This is a genomic window from Legionella sp. JM-2024 (assembly GCF_055389095.1).
Window position 1 is genome coordinate 1,260,009 of sequence record NZ_AP039388.1, and the last position, 23,069, is coordinate 1,283,077.

Consider the following 23,069-nt stretch of genomic DNA (forward strand, 5'->3'; position numbering starts at 1 on the left):
ATTATCCTTTACTTTGCATTGCCGATAGAGTGGTTAGTGAATCTTGATCTTCCACTCGGTCTAAAAATAAAAATCCATCCAGGTGATCAATTTCATGTTGAAGAATGCGGGCTTCTAAACCGGAAGCTTTTTTGGTAATTCTATTTCCATCTATGTCAAACCCTGAATATTCAATTTCCATGGCTCTTGGAACTTCACCCATTAATTCACCACAATTAAGGCAACCCTCGTAGCCAGTTTGAATTTCTTGAGATAGGATTTTTAATGAAGGATTAATTAAGGCTGTATCAGGAATTGGGTATTCTGGTTTTCTCCTTTTGGTGTAATCAGTACCAAATACAATAACTCGTTTGCTGATGCCAATTTGGGGGGCAGCTACGCCTACAGCCCCCTTGTCAGCCATTATGCCAAACATAGTCTTAATAAGCTCTTTTAACCAACTGCTACCAAATTCTGATTCAGAAATTGGATCAGCGGTTTGTCTTAAAATAGGGTTGTTTTTATCAAGGAGTGTGTTCATGGGGCACCTGATTGTTGATGATTAATGTCAGTTTGGGTTTTGTCGTCATGCAGGGCTGTTTGTCAGGGAAAATTAAATACTCTTGAATTCGCCTTAACGCAAATTTGCCCATGGCTAACAGTTTTTCGCAATGAATCGAGCTTTTGTTCTGGATATATGGATTTATCCGTTTTAATCCAAATGAAAAGATAGCTTTATAAGAATCATATTCAGTGGGGATGGAGATACCTGTTATAAGTCTAGGTTTTATTTGTTTGTATTTTACAATTGATTCTGTGCAGCCTATATGTGGTAGTTCGCTCCATAATTTCGGTTGATCCTGGCTGAGGAATTCTGGTTGATAGCAACCGTCAAATAGCCAGAGACTTTGCTCAATTAAATTTTGCTCTATGGCTGGGTTCGAGGATATGAAAAAGATCTGTCCTGCCTGGTTAATAAGGGCAATAGAAGCATAGTCAGTTTCTACTTGCCCTAGTACATCTGAAAACACCCTGCGTATTGTGACAAAGTGTTCAAACAGAAATTCCTTGGCTTTGGGGTGAAGCTTTACTTCCACAGCTGTTACATCCATATCTACAAGTTTTTTAAACTGCATGACTGTGCTTTTTTCTCTTTTCTTCATAAGAAGAAATTGAACCAATGGCCAAGTCAATGATTTTTAGTAAATTATTTTCCGAAGTGTCAATTGCTTTGACTTCTTTGATCAATCCTAACACAAAATCGGCGTAATCGTCATTACTTCCCTGAGAGATAGGGTATAAATGATGGCTTTGTTTCAAGATGTAATGAAGCAATTTTTCATCGACTTCATTCTTCTTAGTTGTTGCATTTTCGTCTTCCCCAAATAGTAACCAGCCTGGGTTTACTTGAAGATGGAAAGCCAGTTGTTTGACTTTTTCATAGTCTGGTAAAGCATCTCCTCGTATATAACGGCGGCAGATTTGTTCAGAGGCACCAGTAAACTCAGCCAGGGTTTTAATACAGATCCCATTTGGCGAGCGAGAGGCCGTATATCCTCTATCTTTGAGGGCGTTAATCAAGCGGTTAGCAAACGATTGATAGGGTCCCTTACTCATAAAATTATCCTTGTAATCGAACGTCATAAAAAAATTATCATATAAAACGATATCATTCAATATCATATCGTATCTTAATATAAATTTCTTTAAAACACATATTGATAATAAAATTAATATTGTTTTAATATAAGTTTCGTCAAATGATGCTAAATGTTAATTTGACGTGAATTGGACTTTAGTACACATGATTTACAGGAGTATTTTTCATGTCCCATAATAATAAAGTAGGTATTTACAAGGGGATTATCCAGTATTTGCTAGATGCAACTAACTATCCGTTGCAGCGAATTGCTAACTTATCTAACTCACCAATTGCATATTTGCAATTGATTTTTCACCATAACCGATTGCCTCAAAATAGAAGTGTAGAGCTAAATTTGCTGAAATTATTCATTGTATTTATCGATATGGAAATTAAACGAGAGCAGAAAGCTGAGAAGTTTTTTCCAGCTGACATGCATTAGGAGGCTTTAAGATGCAGTTTTCTGATAATAAAATGCCAAAACAGATTTTGTTTATTACTGATTTAGAGGAGCTTCTTGGTCGTAACCGTTTGACATTAAGGCGTTGGTGGACTAGCGGAAAATTTCCACAACCAGTTAAACTAAATGGCACAACACTGGCATGGCACTCTGAGACAGTTAATCATTGGATTCAACAAAACATGCGATTATCTTAGCATAATAGCCCATATTATGTGGGCTATTGAACTTCTTTCCACAATGGATGATCTAACCAGCTCCTTGGAATTCCCATGCTTTCATGCGCCCAATCATATTTTTCAATAATAGGCTGAATAAGTTTCTCGGATGATATTGCCCAATCTATGCCATTACCCGCAGTGGTTAGTAATTTTCTGATGATCAACAAGATAATATATGAGCGATCATTTCTTGGTGTAATGGGAGGTAGCCAAAGTTCATTAATCGCATCAATTTTGGGTTTAATGGCTAAATCTTTATTCCAAAGGCGGCTATGATGAGCACATATATTTCTTACATAAGTTAGAAAGTATAGCCAATTGGCTAAAGTTTTTGGATGTAACTTATAACCTTCAGCAATTATCCTTTTGTCTTCATTTTTAAGCCCTTTAAATAAGACCGACAATGCACCAAAGGATAAAACCTCTATTGCCATCCATATTGGTAAGTTAGGATAGCCCAGATATTTATTTTTATAATGCTCAATAAAGTACTCTCTGGAACGCTCTATCTCGTTATTAATTTGTGCTAACCAGGTATTATGTTCAAATTGCTGATGGAAATTTTGAGGATTCGACAAAGCAAATGGTCCATAACTATGAGCAAGGTGATAAGCAATACTGGTTCTTACTGAAATTTCAATTCGCTCTAATCCATCCATTACTAACAATCTTAGTTTACGATCAAATTCATAGAGATCTATGACATTTTCAAATGTAACATTATCTTGAAATTGTTCGGTGATATTTCCTGATGATGTGTCGGAACGTTTAAAAGGCAAGCAGTAGGCACTAAGCCGATAATAGTTGGTATTTGAAAGACTTTGCAGTGCTGAAGACCAATTATTTATAATAAGACCTTTTGCTTGAAGTTTTTCAAGTTGAGCTTGAAAACTTAGGGCTGGCTTTAGATATTTAATGAGAGGACTATTCATAGCAATACGCATAAAAAAACCGCCAAGGTTACGCAAGGACTAATGTCCTCTAGGCGTGGCGGTTGTGTTAAGTTAATTATAGAGCAGTTCATATGACTTTTTCAATCCTTTGATGAGATTAATTTTGCAATATGGCTTGCCCAGGCGTCCAATGCTTCTTTGCGTTGGGGTAGCATCTCATTTTTATTATAAGTAGCCATAATACGGGGCATTTTGTGGCCAAGACATTTTTCTATCACCACGGGATCAATATTAAGTGACTCACCCAATTGTGTGGCAAAGGTTCTCCTCAAATCATGAGCAGTCCATTCAGGAACTCCTACCCGAGTCTGGATTCTTTTAATTGCACGTGGTAGGGCATCTTTGGACATAGGAACATCGATTGTTATGCCTGGAATTACAAAAGGGGAGACAGATTGTTCTTTAAACTGAAGTAGTAATTTTTTTGTAAGTTCACTCAAGTGTATTTTTACAGTTATTCCTCCTTTTGAATGCTCGGGAGGAATAGTCCATAAAGATTGCTCAAAATCAAATTGATGCCATTGTGCCAGTCGGATTTCACCTGTTCTAACACCAGTAAGTATAATAACTTTAATTGCTAACCTGGCTGATTCAGACATTTGGCTTTTATCGCTTTCAAGGAATTTCCATATTATTCTTATTTCTTCGGGCGATAGTACCCGCTCCCTGGGCTTTTCAATACCACCGATATCACGTGATCGTATATTGGTAGCTGGATTATATTGAATATAACCACGACTCACTGCATAGTTTAGAACTTGTTTAATAGTGCTGAGAATGCGATTCGCATGAATTGGCGCTCCTCGTTGTACTATTTTGTCAAGGGCGATTGTAATATCTTTGGTTTGTAACTTATCAAGTACAGTATCGCCTAGTAGAGGAATTATTTCTGAGTCAATCTGATATTTGATAGGGCGTGGTTGCTTTCTATTTTTAACGGCATAATTTTCGTACCAAGACTGTATTAATTTTGAAAAGGTATTGTCTTCTTTTAATTTTTCTAGCTTGGTATTTTCTATAGGATTTATACCTTGCTCTTTTAAACTTTGCGCTTTAGCAAGATATTCACGAGCCTGTTTTAGACTAATAGCTGGATATTTTCCTAAGGTCATTTTTTGACGTTTACCATTCATACTAAAACGGTAAAACCAAGATTTATTACCACTTGGCATTACTCTAATACCTAATCCAGAAGATTCTATTTTTTCAAACCAGGTGGTCTCTGGCGCGAGATTTTTAATATAGCTATCGATAAATTTCATCTACACAGTCCTTTTTATTTTGGTACCATTTTTGGTACCAAAATTTATGTATAGGTATATTATCAAATGATACTAATTGAATTGCTAAAACTCAATTATTTCTTATAAATAAAGGGTTTTTTGCTATTTTTGAAATTAAATGATATTGTTTGATATCGGTATAATAAAGTTTCGTAATCAATAGGTCCGCGGTTCGATTCCGCGCAACGGCATTGTAGAATCAATGGATTACATGAAGTTAATAAAGTTTTAATTTTTTGTGTCGCAGCTGTGTCGCAGGTTCAAAAAACATTTTCATAGTAAAATTTGTTGGATGATTTAATAATACTTTGGAAACCGTTTTATATGCATGTAAAATGTCTTAATTTTTATCAAACATTGATTAATTTAAGCATTATGGATTCTGAAGTAATTACATTTACTAGACAAAAAAACTATGTATTAATAAAGGAGCTAGGACAAGGTGCTTGTGGAAAGACGGTATTGTTATATGATGATGTAATTGGAGAGCAATTTGTATGTAAAAAATATAGCCCACTTGTTGGTATTGATCAGAAACAATATTTTCAAAATTTTTTGTTGGAAATAAAATTATTATATTTAGTATATCATCCAAATATAGTAAGAATTTTTAATTATTATATTTATCCAGAACAAACTACTGGTTTTATCCTAATGGAGTTTATAAATGGTAAATCAATAGATCAATTTCTGAATGAGTACCCAGAAAAGATAAATGAAATTTTCTCGCAAGTAATATTGGGATTCTCATATCTTGAACAAAATAAAATTTTGCATCGCGACATACGTCCACAAAATATTATGGTTACTGATGAAGGAATTGTAAAAATAATTGATTTGGGGTTTGGAAAAAGAATTCAATCTCCTGGTGATTTTGATAAAAGCATAAGTTTAAACTGGAGATATGAACCCCCTGATGAATTACTCAATGGGTTATATAATTTTCAAACAGAAATTTATTTTGTCGCGAAGCTATTTGAAGCAATTCTTGATAATGAGCAGATACAGCATTTTAAGTACAACTCCTTTCTTCATAAGATGTTAGAGAAGAGTCCTCATAAAAGAGAGGCTTCATTTTTAACTATTAATGCTGGAATTTCACAAGGTAAATTAGAAATAGATTTCGATGCTGGAGAAAAAGCTATTTATATTGATTTTGCGGATGCGTTATCTCGAGCTGTTAATAAAATTGCTAAAGATACCAATTATTTTACTGATGCCGATCGTATTTGTACAAGACTAGAAGATTTATATAAAAGAGTTCTTTTAGAAGAAAGTATTCCTAATATTTCAGCCCTAATCGGCTGCTTCTTAGATGGGAATTATTATTATAATAGAAACTCTTATTTTCAAGTTGGTGTATTAAAATCATTTTTAAATTTATTAGACTCATGTTCAAGAGAGAGAAAAAATATTATTATTAATAACTTGCATTCTCGTTTAGATTCCATTGAGCGATATAACGAAATTGAAAATGATGAAATTCCTTTTTAGCGAAGTAGTAAGCGTAGCCCGTATTAGGCGCAGCCGTAATACGGGATTATTTGATCATGTCAATTGGATAAAGCCTGTTTGACTTTAGTTAGCATTTTAGTTGTAACTTTCTCTTGATTTTCAATTTTACTAATGTAGGCTTGAGTGACGCCCATTAGAGTAGCTAATTCTTCTTGAGTTCACCCAGCTTGAATACGAGCTAATGCAACTGGATTATCAATGTAATCAGCAGGATTAAAGATCTCATAATCTTCTTGGCATGTTTTAATTACTCAGTAATTTGTTGAGGTAAAGCATTATAAGTAGCAACAGGCAATAAAACATATTCGACTTTGCCATCAAGAGATTTAATTGTTTGTAAATTCATTTATAAGCACCTCCACGGGGTTTAATTTTCTCAATAGAGATAATTCTCACTTCACCATCCCTGTCGAAAAATAATTCGCCATGAGTCAACACGCAGGTGAAAATAAGGTTCGCCTTTTAATTTCTTTATATCCAAGATTGGATCATCTGGTAGTAATACAATGTTCTCCGTCTAGCTCTATCAGGTTGTGGCACACTTTGTAATGCTTTCTTAGCTTGTTTTATGGACTTTCGGTAATTCTGCGTAATTTAGATAAAGTCATGAAAATTGATCAAAAGGTCAGAAAATACTACACATAGCCAATTAATGTTTATAGATTAAATTATATAATTCTATTGAAGACTGATATTCATTTAATCCACATTTTATTTTAGATTTATAAAAATCGGCCCCTAGAAAAAATAAAGATGGAGTACATAATATTCCTTGAACTTCCCCATAGTCAGATAAATCGTAATTATCTCCTACCAAATTTTTATTTAAAAATTCAATTTTTTCCCTCCACTCATGTATATTTTTTTCAATATTACTTTTAATATTTCTTATATAAGTATAATTTCCTTTATCATATTCTGAATTATAAATATAACTTTTTGCAGAAATTAAGATTAAGATACCTTCATAAATAAATGCCGCATCAATGTCAGTCTTTGCCTTCGAATTTACATTGAGTGATTTTTGCTCAACTAAAGATCTTATATATTGATCAGGTCTAAATGAACTTAAATCTATTAAATTTTGAAGTGATTTCTCAAAATTTAGAGCACGTAAATTTGCTATTGGACCATCTATCACTTTATGTTCAAGTTTAATATTTAGCATTAAAGAGCATGTGCAGAGATCAATACATAACTGATCATCACGACCTATCTCAAAATATCCAGGGGCATAAAATGGATTGCTAGAAACAGATCTTTTTTTCATTTCAGAAAGTACTACATTACAATCAAAGTCAATTTTTTGGAAAAATATTTTCTCTACATATTTTCTTGCTTCATTAAAATAATCCCTAACGAAATTTTCAAACTTGGTTTTGTTAAACAACAAATATCCTACTTGATAAAAAGAAACTATGGAGAGATTTTCAAAAACAATAAAAAGTGTAGAAAGAAATAAAAAAATAGAGATTATGTTTATAGAACGGAGATCAAACACATGACTATTATTTATACTTCTTAAATAATTACTCAAATTTTCATATTCTTGGAAATAAATCAAATAACTAGGGCTAATATTAATCGTTTCCTTACTTGAAAAAGTACGAGGAAGTTTGGAAATTTCGTTATCGCTGACCATACAAATTTGGGGTATGCCGCTATATTGAGTATTAAAATTCATTGGCTCATGAGGAGAAATTCCTGTTCTTGAATAAACACTTGAAATGCTACCAACCTCACCTTCCATTCTCTTATCTAAAATAGAGATACTTTCTTCTAAATACTCATCTTGTACTTTAACTGGCAGCCAATTATCTTGGGATTTTATTAATTTAACTCCTTTTGATGTTCGTCTAATTAAGGCATCAATATCTGATAAAAGCTTAATATGATAAATATACCTGACTATATATTTCGCCTTTTTTTCTGTAAAAGAAAATACTTGGGTTTTTATAAATTTAGTAGTAGTTTGTTTACCCATTTTATTTTTTGAAAATGAGGCTACATAAAGCGCTAGAGAAATATCATAATCATACGTTGTTTTGAGTCTGCCTGAAAAGAAAATATCGGGGATACGTCTAATATGATAGAGCCATTCATAATAAGTAAAAATATTTGATACTTGCTTGCATTTTTCTTCTAATAATTTTCTAAGGTTTAGCAAATAATCAGTAACTATTTGATAGTTATAATCATCAATAGAAATATTTGGGAAAGAGATTCGTTTAGATATATATTTTTTTATCTCTTCATCAACTTCACTAAAGATTTTTTGGTATTTTATCTTTCTGAATATATCATCTCTCTGATATTTAGTGTTGTATATAATTTCCAAGGAATTTTCTCCTATCAAGCCACTTTTTACATTTACTAAATGGAACAACTACGCTGATATATTAAAAATATAGTTAATTTAGTTGATAATTTCTTTTTCTGGTGGGTGGAAAATTTATAAAATTAACATAATCAAATAAAATTATTTACATATAAGGTTTATTTGGTTGGATATGGAGGTTAGCTTAGTTATTGATGTTTATGGTAAGTTATAGTTAGAAATGCTAATTATTAAGTCATTTCGCAAGATAAAATGTACTCATATCTTAATACAAAAATAAACAGGAACACTTAACTGTGAACCTAGAATTCCAAAAGATAAAGTTCCTAGGTGTTATGCGCTGAACAATCAAGTGTGGTCTGTTTAAATTAAAATGTAAACCGTTATCTAAAAATGGGGACAATTGGGACAGTGGGGACAACTGCATAAACCTAGGATTTTAGGTGTCCCAATTCAAAATGTTCACTTGGGACAAATGGGACAGATTCTGCCAATAAAATTTTTTTAATAACAAACAATATCATTTAATAACAATCAGATCACCAGGCTTTAAAAGGCTTGACGGTCTTTTAAATTCCAAGCAATACTTATCTCGAGCAGTAAACTTTTGCGGATCCACGGTTCTGTAAAAGTAACGGAAAATGAAATATCACGACTATTATCCGGCCGGACAGTCAACTGATATTCATCGAGCAGGACGCATACCGTCGGCATTAAGCTGAATGAATAATCATTTGATGAGGTTCCATATGAATAAAAAACTATCTCGTTTACAACTGTTAAACGAATTCGAATCTGCACCAACTTCTGCGTTGTTTAATCAACACACTTTGGCTGCTGTTTTAGATTGTTCCACTCAACTTTTGGAGCGCAATCGTTGGGAAGGAAAGGGCGTTCCCTACCTTAAAATAGGCCGTAAGGTTTTGTATCGAAAAAGTGACGTGTTGTCTTTTCTCCAACAACAGAAAATCTATCGCTCTACTGGTGACCGAGGTGAACTGCTTTCACTGGTCAATGAATAAATCCCATAGAAGAAATAGATTGTTCACGGATGGATAGGGTTTCTATCTTCCTTGGACGTTGTCGGAGAAACAGTGATGTTGCAAAATCAAATTATTACGTTAAAAAACAAAAACGATCATAGTCCTATTACTTGTGAGTACGCTGGAGGTTGTTTTAAATTAAATGAGCAGGGCGTGTCATTTCTTGGAAAAGATAAAGACGGCAATCCAATGGCGCCAAAGTGGATTTGTTCTCCTTTGTATGTGGTGGCTAAAACTCGTGATGCTAAAAGTGGGGAGTGGGGTCGATTACTCGAATGGCAGGATGATGATGGAGTCATTCATCAATGGGCAATGCCATTAGCCTTGTTACAAGGAGACGCTTCTGAAGTAAGACGAGAATTGGCTAGCCTTGGTTTAACTATTTCACCTCATAGAGTTGCTCGGGATTTACTGGCTACTTATTTGCAGGTGTTCCCTGTTGAAGATCGGGCTCGTTGTGTCGAGAAATTGGGTTGGCATGAAAACCTCTTTGTCACTCCTGCACAAATCTTTGGACACTCCTCTGAAAAAATTGTTTTTCAAAATAGCCATGCGATTGAATCTGCTATGTCTGTATCCGGTACTGTAGATGATTGGCGAGAATCAATAGGCCATCTCGCCTCTGGGAATTCTCGGTTAGTTTTCGCCATAGCCGCTGCTTTTGCTCCTGCTTTAGCAAAGATTGCTGGTGAAGATTCAGGTGGATTTCATTTCAGGGGTGCTTCTTCTAGTGGCAAAAGCACCGCATTGAAAGTAGCTGCTTCGGTGTGGGGTAATCCTCAAGCATATTGCCGATTATGGCGGAGTACTACGAATGGACTTGAAGGATTAGCTGCTTTGCATAACGATGGCTTATTAATTCTGGATGAATTAAGTCAGATGGATCCTAAAGAAGCAGGGGAGGCGGCTTACTTGCTAGCCAATGGTCAAGGTAAAACGCGAGCTTCACGCCATGGAACAGTGAAGCCCTCGTCTAGATGGTCATTGTTCTTTCTATCTGCTGGAGAGGAATCCTTGATGTCTTTGATGGCTAGAGCAGGACAGAAAACCAATGCGGGTCAAGAGATACGGTTGGCAGATATTGAAACTGATGCTGGTTTAAATAAGGGGATTTTTGAAAAAATCCATAATCAACTCAGCCCCGCTACCATGGCCTTATCCTTAAAGGAATATTCCAGCAAGTATTATGGTGCAGTTGGTATGGCATGGCTGCAAAAGGTGGTGGCAAATCAACCAGGTATTGAAACTAACATTGCTGATGCGATGCAAGAGTTTGTGAATAGTGCTGTCTTACCGGATTCAACAGGACAAATTATCCGTGTAGCCCGACGGTTTGCCTTGGTTGCAGTAGCTGGCGAATTGGCTAGCCAATATGGATTGACAGGCTGGCAAGAAGGCGAGTCTACCTATGCAGCTTACAAATGTTATAGGGCATGGCTGGATCATTTTGGCATAGAGGGTAACAAGGAGGATAGAGCGATATTAGCTCAAGTCAGAGCCTTTTTTGAATCTCATGGCGCCAGTCGGTTTGATAATATCAGAACGCCAAACAATGAGAGGATTCAAAATCGTGCTGGATTTTACCTTACCGATGATGCAGGTTTTCGCGTGTATATGGTATTAACGGAAGTCTTTAAAAAAGAGCTATGCATGGGGTTTGAGCCTAGAATGGTAGTCCGTGTATTAATGAATGAAGGTTGGCTAAAGCCAGCAGCAGATGGATCGCCCTCTCATAAACCAAGGATTAAGGGAGTTGGAACACCCAGACTATACATGTTTACAGATAAAATCTGGGGTGGAGAGTAATCCTATTTCGATAAATCAGAACTATTTGTCCCATTATTTTGAAATGCTGGGACATCTTGGGACGGCCACAAGCCAGTATTTACGGGCTGTCCCTCATGTCCCAACTGTCCCAGTTAAATGTTTAATCTTTAAGATATAACCAAAGTGTATTCCGAGATTTTACACCCATCTCATCGCGTATCAGCAAACAAGTTTTGTAATTGTCATATTCAGGTAGCAGGTAAGAATACATTTGTTTGGCATACAAATATCGCCAGCTTTTGGTACTAGATAAACGGTGCTTTACTAATGCACTGCGCCAGATGATGCGGATTTCCTCATAAGATTTTAATTGGAGCAAGTTACCATCTTGTTGAGTGAGCCAGTTAAAAAGATGGAGTACAGCTTTCTGGTTTTCTGTTCGCACAGGGATGGTACGGTCGCTGGAATTAAAAGCAATGTCTCTGGTTATCCAAAGAGAGTATTCGCGGACTTGTATATGTGGCTTAATCAGAATCGCCTCTTTGAAGGTGAGTCCAAACTCTGTTTGCAATCCCATGATTACTCTGGCTATAGGATCATGAAGTGACTTCCAAATATCTGGAGAGATTGTTTTCTTTCTCTTTTTTCTTGTTTTAGGTCTTGAGAGTTCAAGGGATTGGTTATCAATATTAGCAATAGGACAATTGTTCATCAGCAAAAAACGACGAATAATGGTCATGTATCGCATGATAGTGACTGGATTAATATTCTGTTTTTTCCAGTAACGCACCAGCTTGTGAACTTGTTCAGATTGCAAAGCCTGCCATGAAGGTGGTATTTGCCGAATAACAAACAAGTCATCAATCATCTTATGGATGACATAGGCACGGTGCTTACGATACAGGTATTTACCTTGCCTATCCTGTTTGATTTGTCGATTAGCGAATTGTCTTAAGGATTGTGCACGCATCTTCCTATCCGCAAAAAAGTGTTAAAAAATAAATTGCTCTGTGTATTGTTTAGTGTTGGTCGAGCGGTTCACTCTCTGTTGAAACCCGGCAAAGCCGTAAAGCTCGAAGAGGGGGGCAAATCAATCGTTATAAGGCAAACGATCTCGCCAGTACTGCTAGTTTTTTTGTGGCATTTTCTCCTTAAAAAATAAAGTAATCGAAAGTGATAAAGCAGAGCTTTATCTCTAATCCATGGTCAAATGAAATGACTTAGAGTTCCGAAGAACTCCCCTTACCGAACGGTAAAGGTTCCTGAAGGGTTTCCCGACTGTACGTCCAGCCACAAGGTTAGGGAATGAGAGCGGCTAAGCATAAGACGCCTAAGCGTTTCATCGGATTTTCACCGATTCATCAGTTATGCTTCATTTAAAAATAACAAAGTGCAGATCTGGGAGCAATACCATTTCAGGGAATATTTTGTCCTATCTTATTTGGTGCGCCAGGACAGATGCCGTTTTGATGCTAAGTATATGTGGGCTAAAGAAGATGAATTTCTCTGCGTCACTGCAGATAACTCTTCAGTGACGCGAGATATACAAGTATTAATAAATACTAAAATTAGTTAATACGGAAACCATCAATTTCTTTTATTAAATCAATTAGGTCGGTAGGGATTTCATCTTCCTTATATTCATCAATAATTTGATAGTCAGTCAAGTTAACACCGTATTCTTTTTGTATTTTATCCCTAATTTTTCTAATAAGGATTTTACCCGGTACTATGGTCATTCTTGTATCGATGTTTTGCCATAATAAATCAAAAGATCTTATCGCCTCATGACAAATGGTACCTGGATCTTTTCCAAGTTTTTGATGAAAATCGATTCTTTTCGCAATGTATTGTCCAAGTATCATTGCTTTATCATCCTCAGTAACTTGTTCTATATATTCTTTTAAATTAAAGGTTTCATTTATATCTTCTTGTATTCGTTTTGATTTAATATTAATTTGATTTTTTAAACTACGCTCTAATACGTTAATGTTTAATAGATAATTCTCTATTTCTTTACGCGAATGTATATGAACGTAATTTACCTTTGCAGTAAGCTTACCTTTAATGAAATCTATTTGTTCATCACAATAATAATCTTTGTCATAAATACAAAATAGTTTCATTTGTGTTTTGATAGTATCTAGGCCCCATGCAAAAGATTTAATGTCAATCCATGAGGCAAATCCTCCTGAAGCAAGGGCTGTCAAATCATTCGAAACTGCTAACTGATTAAATTTTAGTTTTTGCGCAAACCGCCTAATAATTTTATAGTCATTTTCACCTTCAACAAATACAATTTTTTTGGTTCTAGCTAAATGTGTTAAAGTTATGTTTTGCGCTGATCCTAGAGTTTCAATTGCTTGTTGTATGCCTTCTATATCTTTTAAACGAGTTGAACTCCTTTTTTCTTTATTAATAAGTACAATTTCATCGGGATCCGCTTCTCCAATTATTTCCACAGAATGTGTTGCTATAAGTACATCTGAATTTAATTCCCTTAAAATGTTTAACAAGGAGCGTTGAACATCAGGGTGTAAATAAATTTCTGGTTCATCTATGACAACTAAGGTAATTTCTTCGGTTCTGGATAAGTGAGTAAGTAGTTGGCACCATATTTGAAAGCCAAAGCCAGACCAATATATTTCTCTAGTGATCCTATATTCTTCGACAAACATGCTAATTTTACGATTAGATAAATCAAGTTCTGGCGGTATTAATTTCATACCAGGCCAAGTTGAAGAGACCATATGAGAGAATTTATCCCAACCATTTGGGAAGAAATACCAGTAATTTCTAAAATGTCTTGAAGCTCTATGTGTATTCAGAGAGATTTTGACAGTATCCTCAGAAACCCATTGTTCCTCATGTTCCAATGGACCTAATACCGGTACAACTTGAATAAAGATTGGGAATGCGAGTTTAAACTTACTTATAGTTGTTATTTGAACTCCCATAGATTCCCAATGTAAAATACATCCACCACTATTTGGAAAAGTAAGAAATAGTACATTTCCATTTGTAAGAGAGAACTCTATTTGGCTATCATCACTGTTATAATTTGTTGATACATTCTCCAAAGACACGTTAATTGATTGCTCCGGAATTCTGTGCCCAAAATGATTGAAACCATCTGGTAGCTGTATTCTTTGCGGTTTTAACCTTCTAGCTCTTTTTAAGGCGACATCTAAAATTCTAAATGCACTTATTATCGTGGACTTTCCTGCATTATTGGGGCCAACCAAAATATTTGTGTTATGTAATTTTACAGAATATTGTTTTAATGCTTTAAAATTTGTAAATTTTATTGAGTTAATTCTTACTTTTTCTTCGAGTGCCATTTTTGACCCATGGGATTAAATTAACCTATTTTATTACTCCGTTTTATTTTTTATATTATAGCATCGGTTGTTGTTCTATTTTTTGGAAAAATTTTGGATGATTTGTTAATAGCAATAAATTTAGTTCCCTAGTTTGCAATTGTAGTCATATTTAACTACAATTATATTAAATTAAACTACGGATATATTCATTATGACTACGAAAACTGTCCAAGCTCGGGTTGATGGTAACCTGAAAGATATTGGAGAAGGAATTCTAAAGATGTTAGGTATTACGCCTTCTCAAGCTATTAATGCATTCTATGCACAAATTGTTATGTGCAGAGGTTTGCCTTTTGAATTGAAACTGCCAAACAAACTATCTCGTGAAGCCATTGAAGAATTAGAGAAAGGGGGTGGTAAATCTTTTTCATCTTTTAAATCAATGATTGATGATTTGGATGATACGAATGCTTGAGATAGTTCGTTCAACCCAATTCAAAAAAGATCTCAAGAAAATTATTAAGCAAGGTAAGGATCTGGATTTATTACAAGAAATTGTAGAAGCTTTGCAACGGCAAGAGTCCTTGCCGCCTAAAAATTGTGATCATTCACTCTCTGGGAACTGGAAGGGTTATAGAGAGTGTCATATCTCTCCAGATTGGTTGCTTATCTATAAAAGTGAAGACCAACTTAAATTATTACGACTGGCTCGTACAGGCTCACATTCTGAATTATTTCAATAAAGTAAGCGGTGTGTTGAATTCTTAGTGCCATTCAGTAGTCAAGGATTACTTGACTACTAACATAATAAGTTTGATTTTGAACTTTCCGAAAATCCCGGAGAGTTCAAATGACTATAATTTAAGTCATCGACAAACTGGTGTCATCTCAGTATTATTTTTTAGGATAATAAGATAACTCTATGTATATTATAGTTTTTTGAATTTGGTACGCAGTGAGTGCCAAATTGGCTTTAAATATGGTCCGCACTGCGGTCCAAAACTTTATGCGTATTTATATCTGCTCTTTGTTTGTTGATTGCATAGGAATAACTTCAGCGGAATCTATTACTTCCATACACTTTAAAATATAATCTGTAATAAGCTGCATAGGCTTTCGTAACCGTTCAACATCAACAATAATATAACCAGCAGTCACATCATTACTCATCTTGTGGTTCATTAATCGCTTTAATGCATAAGCAGGGATATCCAGACTTTCTGCAATGGTGATAAAAGTACGCCTCAAATCGTGTACAGTAAAATGAACACCGGAATTTTTTATCACGTGTGCCATAGTCTTACGTGGTTCAATAATATGACCAGCTGCACCTGGTCCCGGAAAAACATAGTCGTTGATTGCTTTTTCTTTTCTGGCAATCAGTAGATCATAAAGAAAATCAGAAAGGGGGAGGGTGTGGGATTCATTGTTTTTGGTTTTATTGATAGTGAATGATTTTGCTTTTAGGTCGAGATCAGACCATTTCAAAGTCGCTGCTTCTTGTCGGCGTAGACCAGTTAATAAGATTAACAGCAGATAGTCGCGTAATGTATCATTATGGATTTGTTGTAGCCCAGCATACCATGCGGCTAGTTCGTGAGATTTTATATAGGTTTTTCGTCGTTCAATGCGATACCAGGCTCGTGTTTGCGAAAGACGTTTTACCGGGTTATCGATGAAAAGCGAGTGGCCGCTGTTGTCTTCATACTGGCCAGCAGCAAAGTTGAATAAGGCTCTTAGGATTCGCATGGCTAAATTAGCATAGGCTTCTCCATGTTCATTGCCCAGCTTTTCGTGATATTTAGCTACGCGATCTCTGGTGATTGATAACATTGGTTTACTCTTCCAGCTCGTGAAGGCTTTATCTAATATGTGTTTGTAATTATCTATAGTTCTAGGCTTTAAGTTCTTTCTGGTTTTTAGGTAGTCTTTAAAGACTTGATTCAAAGTTATATCTCGAACCTCTGCTGCCTTCTTCTCAGCAACTGGATCAATTCCCATGGCGATTTGCCCTAAAAGATGCAGCGCTTTGTTTTTTGCCATTTCAGCAGTCAATTCCGGGTAATGCCCTAAAGTAATGCGACAGCGTTTCTTATTTATGAATTTTTCAACGAAAAAGGCTTTTGCTCCTCCAGAAGTCACACGTATGCCGAAGCCTTTTAGGTTGTCATCGTAATATCTTTTTTGTGTGGTTTTTCCTATTTCCGTTGCTTGAGGAAGGGGTAGATTTTCAACGTTTGTTTTGGTTATTTTCATAATTAACTTTTACACTCGTTTTTGAATGTGTCGCAACTGTGTCGCACTTGTGTCGCACAAATATTTAAAATCAATTAATAGAACTTATAACGTAATAATGCTGTAACATCAAGTAAATAAAAGGATATTAAAAGAATTTATAAGAGTGTCTAATTGGCTAAAATCCATAATTCACTAATTCGTAATCAAGAGGTCGGAGGTTCGACTCCTCTCAGCGGCATAGTAAAATCAATTAGTTACGTAATTAGAATTGGCCTGGCCACAAAGACTTCACGTGTCGAATATGTGTCGAAGAATGAACTGTACAAAAAATATAGGTTGGGCCCAACATTTATAGAATGTTATGTCTATACTGTGTTTATGGAAAAATAAATTCCACAATACATGGAGTGTATTTTTTATGTGCCAGACAATCCTTAATTTGCTAGCAATTATAGTTAGTGCTATTGCAACTGCTTTCATTGCTTATTTCAGTTACAGATCAAACCAACTTTCTAAAGAGATTAAAGATATCTCTCTAAAAACTTTTGAGCTTTCAAATGCTATTGAGATTCAAAATAAAAATCAGCAGGAAAATGTAAATAAGATTTTTTGGGCTATAGTATTTTCGAATGTTTTAACCGATAAAGCTAATAGAAAAGAGCGAGTAGGTTTTCTAATAAAGTTATTTGGTTGGGAAACAATCCAGCGGAATACAAATATAAGCAAAGAAGATTTGAAATCAGTGGTTAATGCTAACTGTGCTAAATTTATTGATGATTTATTCAATAGCTAAAATCATTAGTGAACAATAATAAATAATCATAAGGAGAGAGCAAATGGAAACTTATTTCGCACAACAGGTAAGTGCTGGACCAGATATTTCAGGAGTCAGTTCAAGATTAAAAGATAGTAGTTTAAGTATGTTGGAGAAAAAAATTAAAAACCATCCAGTGCAAGTCAAACCGTGGTTGATATGGAAAGAACATAATATTGGCAATAAAGTAGATATCATCAAATACGTAGATATAAATGCAAACAAGTGGATTGATTTGTAAAAAACAGAATCAGGCCGCATTAGTGAAGTATAATGAGGGGAACAAACAACGTAAAAAAGGAAGGTCATGAAGTTCTATGGAAAGAAAAATATACAAGGTATATTAGGGCGTGTCCTCAATTTAAAGCCATTAATTGAACAGTTTTGGCACGTGGGAAACCAAATTTGTTCGGTCTTAAAACAACTCCTCAATTCAGCTTGACCCAAATTAGCGAACAAGCCAAAAACAGCATTGATTTAAAGTTGCGAGCTAATTTTTCAAAACGCATAGCAATACTTCTAAAATGCTTCAGTCTGGCAAAAAGGTTTTCTACTAAATGCCTCAGTTTATAAAGGTATGAATCAAATTCTGGATTAGGTTTTTTACTGTTTGATTTTCGCGGAATAACAGGGTTCATTCCTGCTAACCGCGCTTGCTCTCGAATGGTTTCGGAATCATAACCTTTATCTGCTATGAAGTGAGTTGCCTCTCCAACTTTCTCAATTATCGCTCCTGCAACTTGGGAATCGTGGACTTGACCCCCAGTGATTTCAAAATCGATCGGATTTCCATGCGCATCGGCGCACATATGAATCTTTGTAGTAGCTCCTCCTCGGGACATTCCAATGGCACGCTCTTCTCCATGCCTAGCTCCACTCGCATGTTGGTGAGCGCGGACATAACTTCCATCGCTGAATACCCATTCCGTATCAATTTCGCCTCGTAAATCAAAAAAAAATTCTCCCACAAGCCTTTTTCTGCCCAGCGGTTGAATCGGTTGTAGGCTGTTTTCCATGGGCATAGTTTTTCAGGGATATCACGCCAAGGCGCCCCTGTACGTAATTTCCATAAAATGGCCTCCATAATATTTCTATCGTTATTCCATCTATGACAACCAAAAAAGAGCATCGTTTTTTGAAGCTGTGACCATATCTCGTCTGTGAGAACCTGTCTTACCATTTCTACCCCCAAAAGGGAGTATAAGATCAGATCGCAAGATCTGTGTCAAGCTGAAGTGAGCGGTTGTTTTAAGACTGAACAAATTTGGCTTCCCACATGCCAAAACTGTTTAATTAATGGCTTTAAATTGAGGACACGCCCTAATTGCGCTAAAGCAAAAGCAGCCGTTAATTCGGACATTCTGGAACCAATGCCCCAAAGCTGAAATTCTTCATTTAAAGTATCAAGGCGTCCAGACTCATTACGCGGATAGCCAAGATCATGGATAGCAAAACAACGTTGATAGATTGTTTTTTTCTTGCAAACTATCATACCTCCTTCACCACTTGTCATGTTTTTGTTTAACTGAAAACTAAAAATGGCCAGATCGCCGAAGCTACCAAGAGGTTTCCCATTGGAGTAACCTCCTGCTGCTTGCGCGCAATCTTCCAATAGATAAAGATTATTTTTTGCTGCAATGGCTGCAATTTTATCAATGTATCCTGATGCACCACTCATATGAACACACATAATCGCTTTGGAACGAGGGTTAATTTTGCGCTCCAAATCATTAGGATCCATACAAAAAGTGTGATCAATATCGACTAAAACAGGGATGGCTCCAAGCCTGACAATCGCAGAAAGGCAACTGACCCACATATAACCTGGAACTAAAACCTCATCTCCTGGACCTACGCCAAAAGCAGCCATTCCGATATGTAAAGCAGCCGTTCCTGAATTAACGCCCAGAGCGTATTCAACTCCAATTTTCTGACAAAATTTCTCTTCCAACTTATCAACCATATGTTGCAAATCAGGACCATAATAACGAAAAGGGCTATGCGCTTTTATCACGTCATCAACCAAGCGCTGTTCTTCCTCATCAATCCAGAGCGCTCCAGGGAATTCCCAAGGCAATGCTTTGGTACGAACGGGTTTCTCCTCACTCATGTCATTGTCCTCGTGTCTGAAGTTCATTAATAAGATGTGTGGCTAACCGGTCGGCCAGTGCCATAATAGTTAGTGTCAAGTGCTTATCCGGTAAATGAGGGATTACCCCGCCATCACAAAGATATAAATTGTTATGAGCAAAAGTCTTGAGGTTGGCATCCACAATGGATTCTTTATCATTAAAACCCATACGACATGTCCCCGCATAATGAATGCCTGTGCCATCATTACTGAAATCTTCCACGATATGGGTTGCTGAAGCGCGGCGCAGTATCTTACGCCCAAACTCGGCCATTTTTTTCATACGAGCCAGAGTGGTTTCTGAACTGGTGTAATGAATGTCTACTTGGGTAATCCCATAATCATCCCTGGTATTGGATAGTTCGATTCGGTTCGAAGCCATCAAATCGCCTTCACAAAACAGTCCCAGGGTAACAAAGGAATTAAACATGGCTTTGACTATAAATGGTTTTATAGGTCGAGGGATCCAACGTATATCTGCAAGATAGTAAGGAACATCCGGCGGTGCTGAAATGGAATGACCTATGAAACGGAAAGGATCGCCGTTAGGTAAATTGGCTTTACCAAGTAAAATAAGCAAATCACCATACCCTATATCAGAGGGTCTTTTGCTGAACCATAATTTATAAAGTGATGTAGCCTGGACTACCTTGGGATTATCTTGTAAATACCAACCTAATGTACCATTTTGATTAGCCAGACCTTGTTGAAAGTGCGTATCATGTGAATTCAATAAAATCCGAGGGGTTTCTATGGCTCCCGCACTGAGAACAAAAAAACGGGCGCGAATTGTTTTTCTCTCATTTGATTGAAGGCAAAGATACTCCAACGATTGAATTTGATTCGTTTTCTGATTACCTATTAAACGAATAACTTTCGCGTTGAGTAACAAGGTATAATTAGGCAAATCACGGATTAATGGTAAAAGCCGTGCAGAAAATTTATAGACAGCGCCAGCGGCGCAACCAAAAGTGCAAATGCCTGTACTTACGCAATGATTTGGTTTATCCATTCTTGTTTCAATGGCTTTTCGATTTGGAATAGCATGACAATTTGGCCAACCTAAACGCTTTACGGCTTTAATGACCAGATAATCGGCTGGTCTTAAGGGTTTGGGGGGAATATAGTCTCCATCGGGCAATTCAGCCAGGCCCTCCTGAGTGCCACAAACACTAATCCGTTTCTCAATGGCACTGTAATGTGGTGCTAAATCCTGATAACTGATAGGCCAAGTAGACAAATCAGTTTCACTAAAACGAACAGACACCGCATTCCACAGATTTTGCAAGCCATTCAATGCATAAATTTGAAATTGGCGAAAAGCCGCTTCAGATTGCTGATTGCTGGATCGAGTATGGCAGTCAGCAAACAGCTCATGAATAAATAACGCATCGGCTACATTAGGAGGAAAAGTAGTTTTTGGTTTTATACCATACCATTTTTTAATGCCAGGAGGGTTTTTTTCACTAAAATAATCCGCTTGAAGTTCCCCCCCTTGCTCTACAGAAATGACATTAAGTCCGGCAGACGCCAGCCGGTGTGCAAGGATCCCTCCTGCAGCCCCAGTGCCCACAATGCAACAATCGTATGTTTTAGTATTCAACCTACGTCCTTTAGAAATTGTGGTGAAGTAAAATATAGATAATCAAAAAAACAATTAATTATTTCCCGTTCATCCGGGTTTAAGTGAGACCAGTGTAATTGATGTTCGGATAGAAAATTAGTTTTATTAGCTATTTCTTCCAGTGTTTGTCGCAACTGTTCATTCTGGACAATAAAAGAAGTCAGTCCAGAGATTAAAGGGATTATTTCTGCGGCATAATAATGCTTAGTGACTAACTGGCTAAGCATTTCTACCATTATTTCACCTGTTATTGGCTTATTCATTGGTAAATCATATGCAATCACTATAAGTTTATTATAGTATAGCTTGGTCAATTTATAGGTTGAAAAACGCTCTGGTTCGATAGCTTAGAGTTAAGGATGACAATATGGCTTGGTTAGTTGCAATAATAGGATCACTGGCTGGCTTTTTATTTGGCTATGACGAAGGCATTATTGCTGGTTCTCTTGAATTAATTAAACACTATTTTCAGATGTCTCATACGAGTATAGGTATGATGACTTCAGCTCTCCCATTTGGTGCCTTATTTGGATCAATGTTGATTGGTTCCGTGTTGGCGACACGCCTTGTCAGGCATTTTGGACGCAAACTCTGTCTTATTTTTGCTGGAATTCTGTTCCTGATTGGCGCTTTGGGAGCTACTTTTTCTTTTCATGAATGGGTTTTGGTGTTCTCACGTTTTGTTCTGGGAATTGCCATCGGCGTAGCGGCAGTGACTACACCTTTATATTTGGCTGAAACGGCACCCACTCATTTAAGAGGTGCAATGGTTGCCATCTATCAATTGGCGATTACTATAGGTATTGTTTGTTCCTACAGTGTTAATTATCTGTTGATTGATTATGGTTCCTGGAGAGCAATGTTTGCTTCTAGCACCATTCCTGCATTGATTCTTGTGATTGGTATTTTGTTTATGCCAGAGTCACCGCGCTGGCTTCTGAATGAAGGAAGACGTAAAGAAGCGAAAGAGGCATTAGATAAATTACGAGGAGGCGTTGGGGTTGATGACGAGTTGAGTGAGATTCAAACGGCCTTATCCCAAGAACCAGAACAAAAATACTGGCAATTATTATTTAAAAAGCCCTTATTGCCAGCACTGTCTTTAGGGGTAATTCTTTTTTGCTTGCAACAGTTAAGTGGTATCAACGTGATCATTTACTATGCACCGGAAATTTTCAAAAATTTAGGATTTTCCACCGCTCATGGCCAGATTCTGGCAACTATGGGCATCGGTCTTGTCAATATGCTGGTTACTATTCTGGCTGTGTTTTATGTTGATAAAATCGGGAGGAGAAATTTGTTATTACTAGGTTTTGCCGGAACGAGCATCAGCTTGGCTGCTATAGGAATTTTTTCTTATTATCAGGTTACCTGGTTAGCTTATTTGTCCGTCACTTTTCTTACGCTTTATATTTTCTCGTTTGCTATTAGTCTGGGCCCAATTCCCTATATTGCAATGGCCGAAATTTTTCCCTTATATGTCCGAGGTGCTGGCATGGGATTATCTTCTATTAGTAATTGGGGTTTTAATGGTATTGTTGTTTTCACTTTTCCTATTTTGTTTAGTGCAGTAGGCCTTGAGTATACTTTTTTGATTTATGCCGGTATTTGCTTTTTGGGGCTTATTTATACCATTAATTACATGCCAGAAACCAAAAATTTAAGTCTTGAATACATTGAAGAATATATTGTTAGTGGTAAATCACTAAGATGGCTGGGTAGAAGACAAATGTAACTG

General features: G+C 36.3%; 24 protein-coding genes. 10 read left to right on the plus strand and 14 right to left on the minus strand.

Annotated features, from left to right (window positions below; translation table 11 throughout):
- Position 1: 1 nt before the first annotated feature.
- Genes def through ACZ5EK_RS05555 form a run of 3 tightly spaced genes read right to left on the minus strand, consistent with a single transcriptional unit; the run spans position 2 to position 1,596 of the window.
- Entirely contained in the window at positions 2–520 is a 519-nt protein-coding gene (def, locus tag ACZ5EK_RS05545; protein ID WP_010946799.1) for a peptide deformylase, read from the minus strand.
- Positions 504–1,115, minus strand: a complete 612-nt coding sequence (locus ACZ5EK_RS05550; RefSeq protein WP_011946159.1) for a hypothetical protein — start codon at positions 1,113–1,115, stop codon at positions 504–506. Before ACZ5EK_RS05550 ends, def begins: the two co-directional genes overlap by 17 nt.
- Positions 1,105–1,596, minus strand: coding sequence for a helix-turn-helix domain-containing protein (locus tag ACZ5EK_RS05555; RefSeq protein WP_011946160.1), 492 nt, complete (start codon positions 1,594–1,596; stop codon positions 1,105–1,107). Before ACZ5EK_RS05555 ends, ACZ5EK_RS05550 begins: the two co-directional genes overlap by 11 nt.
- 209 nt (positions 1,597–1,805) lie before the next feature.
- On the opposite strand from ACZ5EK_RS05555, the gene ACZ5EK_RS05560 reads away from it, so the two are divergent.
- Both ACZ5EK_RS05560 and ACZ5EK_RS05565 read left to right on the plus strand, forming a co-directional pair.
- The gene (locus ACZ5EK_RS05560; protein ID WP_011946161.1) at positions 1,806–2,063 is read left to right on the plus strand and encodes a hypothetical protein; all 258 of its coding nucleotides are present in this window, start codon (positions 1,806–1,808) and stop codon (positions 2,061–2,063) included.
- A gap of 11 nt (positions 2,064–2,074) precedes the next feature.
- On the plus strand, positions 2,075–2,278 hold the full coding sequence (locus ACZ5EK_RS05565) for a helix-turn-helix transcriptional regulator (protein ID WP_010946803.1): 204 nt from the start codon (positions 2,075–2,077) through the stop codon (positions 2,276–2,278).
- Positions 2,279–2,301: 23 nt separating this feature from the next.
- On the opposite strand, the gene ACZ5EK_RS05570 is transcribed toward ACZ5EK_RS05565, so the two are convergent.
- Together ACZ5EK_RS05570 and ACZ5EK_RS05575 are read right to left on the minus strand one after the other, a co-directional pair.
- Positions 2,302–3,234 (minus strand): Abi family protein, encoded by a 933-nt coding sequence (locus ACZ5EK_RS05570; protein WP_228370626.1) that lies wholly within the window; start codon positions 3,232–3,234, stop codon positions 2,302–2,304.
- A gap of 101 nt (positions 3,235–3,335) precedes the next feature.
- A complete protein-coding gene (locus tag ACZ5EK_RS05575; protein ID WP_011946163.1) occupies positions 3,336–4,517 on the minus strand; it encodes a tyrosine-type recombinase/integrase in 1,182 nt (393 codons plus the stop codon).
- Positions 4,518–4,862: 345 nt separating this feature from the next.
- Here ACZ5EK_RS05575 and ACZ5EK_RS05580 point away from each other — a divergent pair, with 345 nt between their 5' ends.
- Positions 4,863–6,032, plus strand: coding sequence for a protein kinase family protein (locus tag ACZ5EK_RS05580; RefSeq protein ID WP_464431777.1), 1,170 nt, complete (start codon positions 4,863–4,865; stop codon positions 6,030–6,032).
- A 59-nt stretch (positions 6,033–6,091) separates the two neighbouring features.
- Here ACZ5EK_RS05580 and ACZ5EK_RS05585 read toward each other — a convergent pair whose 3' ends face one another.
- Both ACZ5EK_RS05585 and ACZ5EK_RS05590 read right to left on the minus strand, forming a co-directional pair.
- Entirely contained in the window at positions 6,092–6,187 is a 96-nt protein-coding gene (locus ACZ5EK_RS05585) for a hypothetical protein (protein ID WP_464431778.1), read from the minus strand.
- Positions 6,188–6,702: 515 nt separating this feature from the next.
- Positions 6,703–8,391 carry a hypothetical protein gene (locus ACZ5EK_RS05590; protein ID WP_464431779.1) on the minus strand — a complete coding sequence of 563 codons (1,689 nt, stop codon included), beginning with the start codon at positions 8,389–8,391 and terminating at the stop codon, positions 6,703–6,705.
- 749 nt (positions 8,392–9,140) lie between these two features.
- On the opposite strand from ACZ5EK_RS05590, the gene ACZ5EK_RS05595 reads away from it, so the two are divergent.
- Together ACZ5EK_RS05595 and ACZ5EK_RS05600 are read left to right on the plus strand one after the other, a co-directional pair.
- Positions 9,141–9,413, plus strand: a complete 273-nt coding sequence (locus ACZ5EK_RS05595) for a MerR family transcriptional regulator (RefSeq protein WP_058478976.1) — start codon at positions 9,141–9,143, stop codon at positions 9,411–9,413.
- Between the two features lie 75 nt (positions 9,414–9,488).
- Positions 9,489–11,240, plus strand: coding sequence for a DUF927 domain-containing protein (locus ACZ5EK_RS05600; RefSeq protein WP_464431782.1), 1,752 nt, complete (start codon positions 9,489–9,491; stop codon positions 11,238–11,240).
- A gap of 121 nt (positions 11,241–11,361) precedes the next feature.
- Here ACZ5EK_RS05600 and ACZ5EK_RS05605 read toward each other — a convergent pair whose 3' ends face one another.
- Positions 11,362–12,171 carry an integrase gene (locus tag ACZ5EK_RS05605; RefSeq protein ID WP_464431783.1) on the minus strand — a complete coding sequence of 270 codons (810 nt, stop codon included), beginning with the start codon at positions 12,169–12,171 and terminating at the stop codon, positions 11,362–11,364.
- A gap of 598 nt (positions 12,172–12,769) precedes the next feature.
- Positions 12,770–14,542 carry an ATP-dependent nuclease gene (locus ACZ5EK_RS05610; protein WP_464431784.1) on the minus strand — a complete coding sequence of 591 codons (1,773 nt, stop codon included), beginning with the start codon at positions 14,540–14,542 and terminating at the stop codon, positions 12,770–12,772.
- A 193-nt stretch (positions 14,543–14,735) separates the two neighbouring features.
- Between ACZ5EK_RS05610 and ACZ5EK_RS05615 the strand changes: the two genes are divergently transcribed.
- A complete protein-coding gene (locus ACZ5EK_RS05615) occupies positions 14,736–14,999 on the plus strand; it encodes a type II toxin-antitoxin system RelB/DinJ family antitoxin (RefSeq protein ID WP_464431785.1) in 264 nt (87 codons plus the stop codon).
- Entirely contained in the window at positions 14,992–15,267 is a 276-nt protein-coding gene (locus tag ACZ5EK_RS05620) for a type II toxin-antitoxin system RelE/ParE family toxin (protein WP_464431787.1), read from the plus strand. Before ACZ5EK_RS05615 ends, ACZ5EK_RS05620 begins: the two co-directional genes overlap by 8 nt.
- 271 nt (positions 15,268–15,538) lie before the next feature.
- Here the strand turns inward: ACZ5EK_RS05620 and ACZ5EK_RS05625 are convergent, their stop codons facing one another.
- Positions 15,539–16,780, minus strand: a complete 1,242-nt coding sequence (locus tag ACZ5EK_RS05625; RefSeq protein ID WP_464431789.1) for a tyrosine-type recombinase/integrase — start codon at positions 16,778–16,780, stop codon at positions 15,539–15,541.
- Positions 16,781–17,180: 400 nt separating this feature from the next.
- Between ACZ5EK_RS05625 and ACZ5EK_RS05630 the strand changes: the two genes are divergently transcribed.
- Both ACZ5EK_RS05630 and ACZ5EK_RS05635 read left to right on the plus strand, forming a co-directional pair.
- Complete coding sequence (locus ACZ5EK_RS05630; protein WP_464431790.1) at positions 17,181–17,555, plus strand: hypothetical protein; 375 nt, start codon at positions 17,181–17,183, stop codon at positions 17,553–17,555.
- Positions 17,556–17,598: 43 nt separating this feature from the next.
- On the plus strand, positions 17,599–17,817 hold the full coding sequence (locus tag ACZ5EK_RS05635; RefSeq protein ID WP_464431792.1) for a hypothetical protein: 219 nt from the start codon (positions 17,599–17,601) through the stop codon (positions 17,815–17,817).
- A 187-nt stretch (positions 17,818–18,004) separates the two neighbouring features.
- Here ACZ5EK_RS05635 and ACZ5EK_RS05640 read toward each other — a convergent pair.
- The 4 genes from ACZ5EK_RS05640 to ACZ5EK_RS05655 form a co-directional block, all read right to left on the minus strand.
- Positions 18,005–18,756, minus strand: a protein-coding gene (locus tag ACZ5EK_RS05640; protein WP_464431793.1) for an IS5 family transposase whose coding sequence is annotated in 2 segments (ribosomal slippage) — positions 18,005–18,546 and positions 18,546–18,756 — 753 coding nt in all. Because the reading frame shifts where the segments join, the coding sequence is not laid out codon by codon here.
- 45 nt (positions 18,757–18,801) lie between these two features.
- The gene (locus ACZ5EK_RS05645; protein ID WP_464431795.1) at positions 18,802–19,686 is read right to left on the minus strand and encodes a DegT/DnrJ/EryC1/StrS family aminotransferase; all 885 of its coding nucleotides are present in this window, start codon (positions 19,684–19,686) and stop codon (positions 18,802–18,804) included.
- A gap of 1 nt (position 19,687) precedes the next feature.
- Positions 19,688–21,310 carry a GMC oxidoreductase gene (locus ACZ5EK_RS05650; RefSeq protein WP_464431796.1) on the minus strand — a complete coding sequence of 541 codons (1,623 nt, stop codon included), beginning with the start codon at positions 21,308–21,310 and terminating at the stop codon, positions 19,688–19,690.
- Entirely contained in the window at positions 21,307–21,594 is a 288-nt protein-coding gene (locus ACZ5EK_RS05655) for a hypothetical protein (protein WP_464430166.1), read from the minus strand. The genes ACZ5EK_RS05650 and ACZ5EK_RS05655 overlap by 4 nt, the downstream gene beginning before the upstream one ends.
- A gap of 104 nt (positions 21,595–21,698) precedes the next feature.
- Here ACZ5EK_RS05655 and ACZ5EK_RS05660 point away from each other — a divergent pair, with 104 nt between their 5' ends.
- A complete protein-coding gene (locus tag ACZ5EK_RS05660) occupies positions 21,699–23,066 on the plus strand; it encodes a sugar porter family MFS transporter (protein WP_464431797.1) in 1,368 nt (455 codons plus the stop codon).
- The last annotated feature ends 3 nt before the right edge of the window (positions 23,067–23,069 follow it).

Coding starts and splice junctions, on each gene's coding strand:
- ACZ5EK_RS05610 (WP_464431784.1), bottom strand. CDS start 14,542: ATGGCACTCGAAGAAAAAGTAAGAATTAACTCAATAAAATTTACAAAT.
- ACZ5EK_RS05595 (WP_058478976.1), top strand. CDS start 9,141: ATGAATAAAAAACTATCTCGTTTACAACTGTTAAACGAATTCGAATCT.
- ACZ5EK_RS05660 (WP_464431797.1), top strand. CDS start 21,699: ATGGCTTGGTTAGTTGCAATAATAGGATCACTGGCTGGCTTTTTATTT.
- ACZ5EK_RS05645 (WP_464431795.1), bottom strand. CDS start 19,686: ATGAGTGAGGAGAAACCCGTTCGTACCAAAGCATTGCCTTGGGAATTC.
- ACZ5EK_RS05580 (WP_464431777.1), top strand. CDS start 4,863: ATGCATGTAAAATGTCTTAATTTTTATCAAACATTGATTAATTTAAGC.
- ACZ5EK_RS05575 (WP_011946163.1), bottom strand. CDS start 4,517: ATGAAATTTATCGATAGCTATATTAAAAATCTCGCGCCAGAGACCACC.
- ACZ5EK_RS05555 (WP_011946160.1), bottom strand. CDS start 1,596: ATGAGTAAGGGACCCTATCAATCGTTTGCTAACCGCTTGATTAACGCC.
- ACZ5EK_RS05565 (WP_010946803.1), top strand. CDS start 2,075: ATGCAGTTTTCTGATAATAAAATGCCAAAACAGATTTTGTTTATTACT.
- ACZ5EK_RS05605 (WP_464431783.1), bottom strand. CDS start 12,171: ATGCGTGCACAATCCTTAAGACAATTCGCTAATCGACAAATCAAACAG.
- ACZ5EK_RS05655 (WP_464430166.1), bottom strand. CDS start 21,594: ATGAATAAGCCAATAACAGGTGAAATAATGGTAGAAATGCTTAGCCAG.
- ACZ5EK_RS05570 (WP_228370626.1), bottom strand. CDS start 3,234: ATGAATAGTCCTCTCATTAAATATCTAAAGCCAGCCCTAAGTTTTCAA.
- ACZ5EK_RS05635 (WP_464431792.1), top strand. CDS start 17,599: ATGGAAACTTATTTCGCACAACAGGTAAGTGCTGGACCAGATATTTCA.
- ACZ5EK_RS05625 (WP_464431789.1), bottom strand. CDS start 16,780: ATGAAAATAACCAAAACAAACGTTGAAAATCTACCCCTTCCTCAAGCA.
- ACZ5EK_RS05560 (WP_011946161.1), top strand. CDS start 1,806: ATGTCCCATAATAATAAAGTAGGTATTTACAAGGGGATTATCCAGTAT.
- ACZ5EK_RS05630 (WP_464431790.1), top strand. CDS start 17,181: ATGTGCCAGACAATCCTTAATTTGCTAGCAATTATAGTTAGTGCTATT.
- ACZ5EK_RS05620 (WP_464431787.1), top strand. CDS start 14,992: ATGCTTGAGATAGTTCGTTCAACCCAATTCAAAAAAGATCTCAAGAAA.
- ACZ5EK_RS05550 (WP_011946159.1), bottom strand. CDS start 1,115: ATGCAGTTTAAAAAACTTGTAGATATGGATGTAACAGCTGTGGAAGTA.
- def (WP_010946799.1), bottom strand. CDS start 520: ATGAACACACTCCTTGATAAAAACAACCCTATTTTAAGACAAACCGCT.
- ACZ5EK_RS05615 (WP_464431785.1), top strand. CDS start 14,736: ATGACTACGAAAACTGTCCAAGCTCGGGTTGATGGTAACCTGAAAGAT.
- ACZ5EK_RS05585 (WP_464431778.1), bottom strand. CDS start 6,187: ATGGGCGTCACTCAAGCCTACATTAGTAAAATTGAAAATCAAGAGAAA.
- ACZ5EK_RS05600 (WP_464431782.1), top strand. CDS start 9,489: ATGTTGCAAAATCAAATTATTACGTTAAAAAACAAAAACGATCATAGT.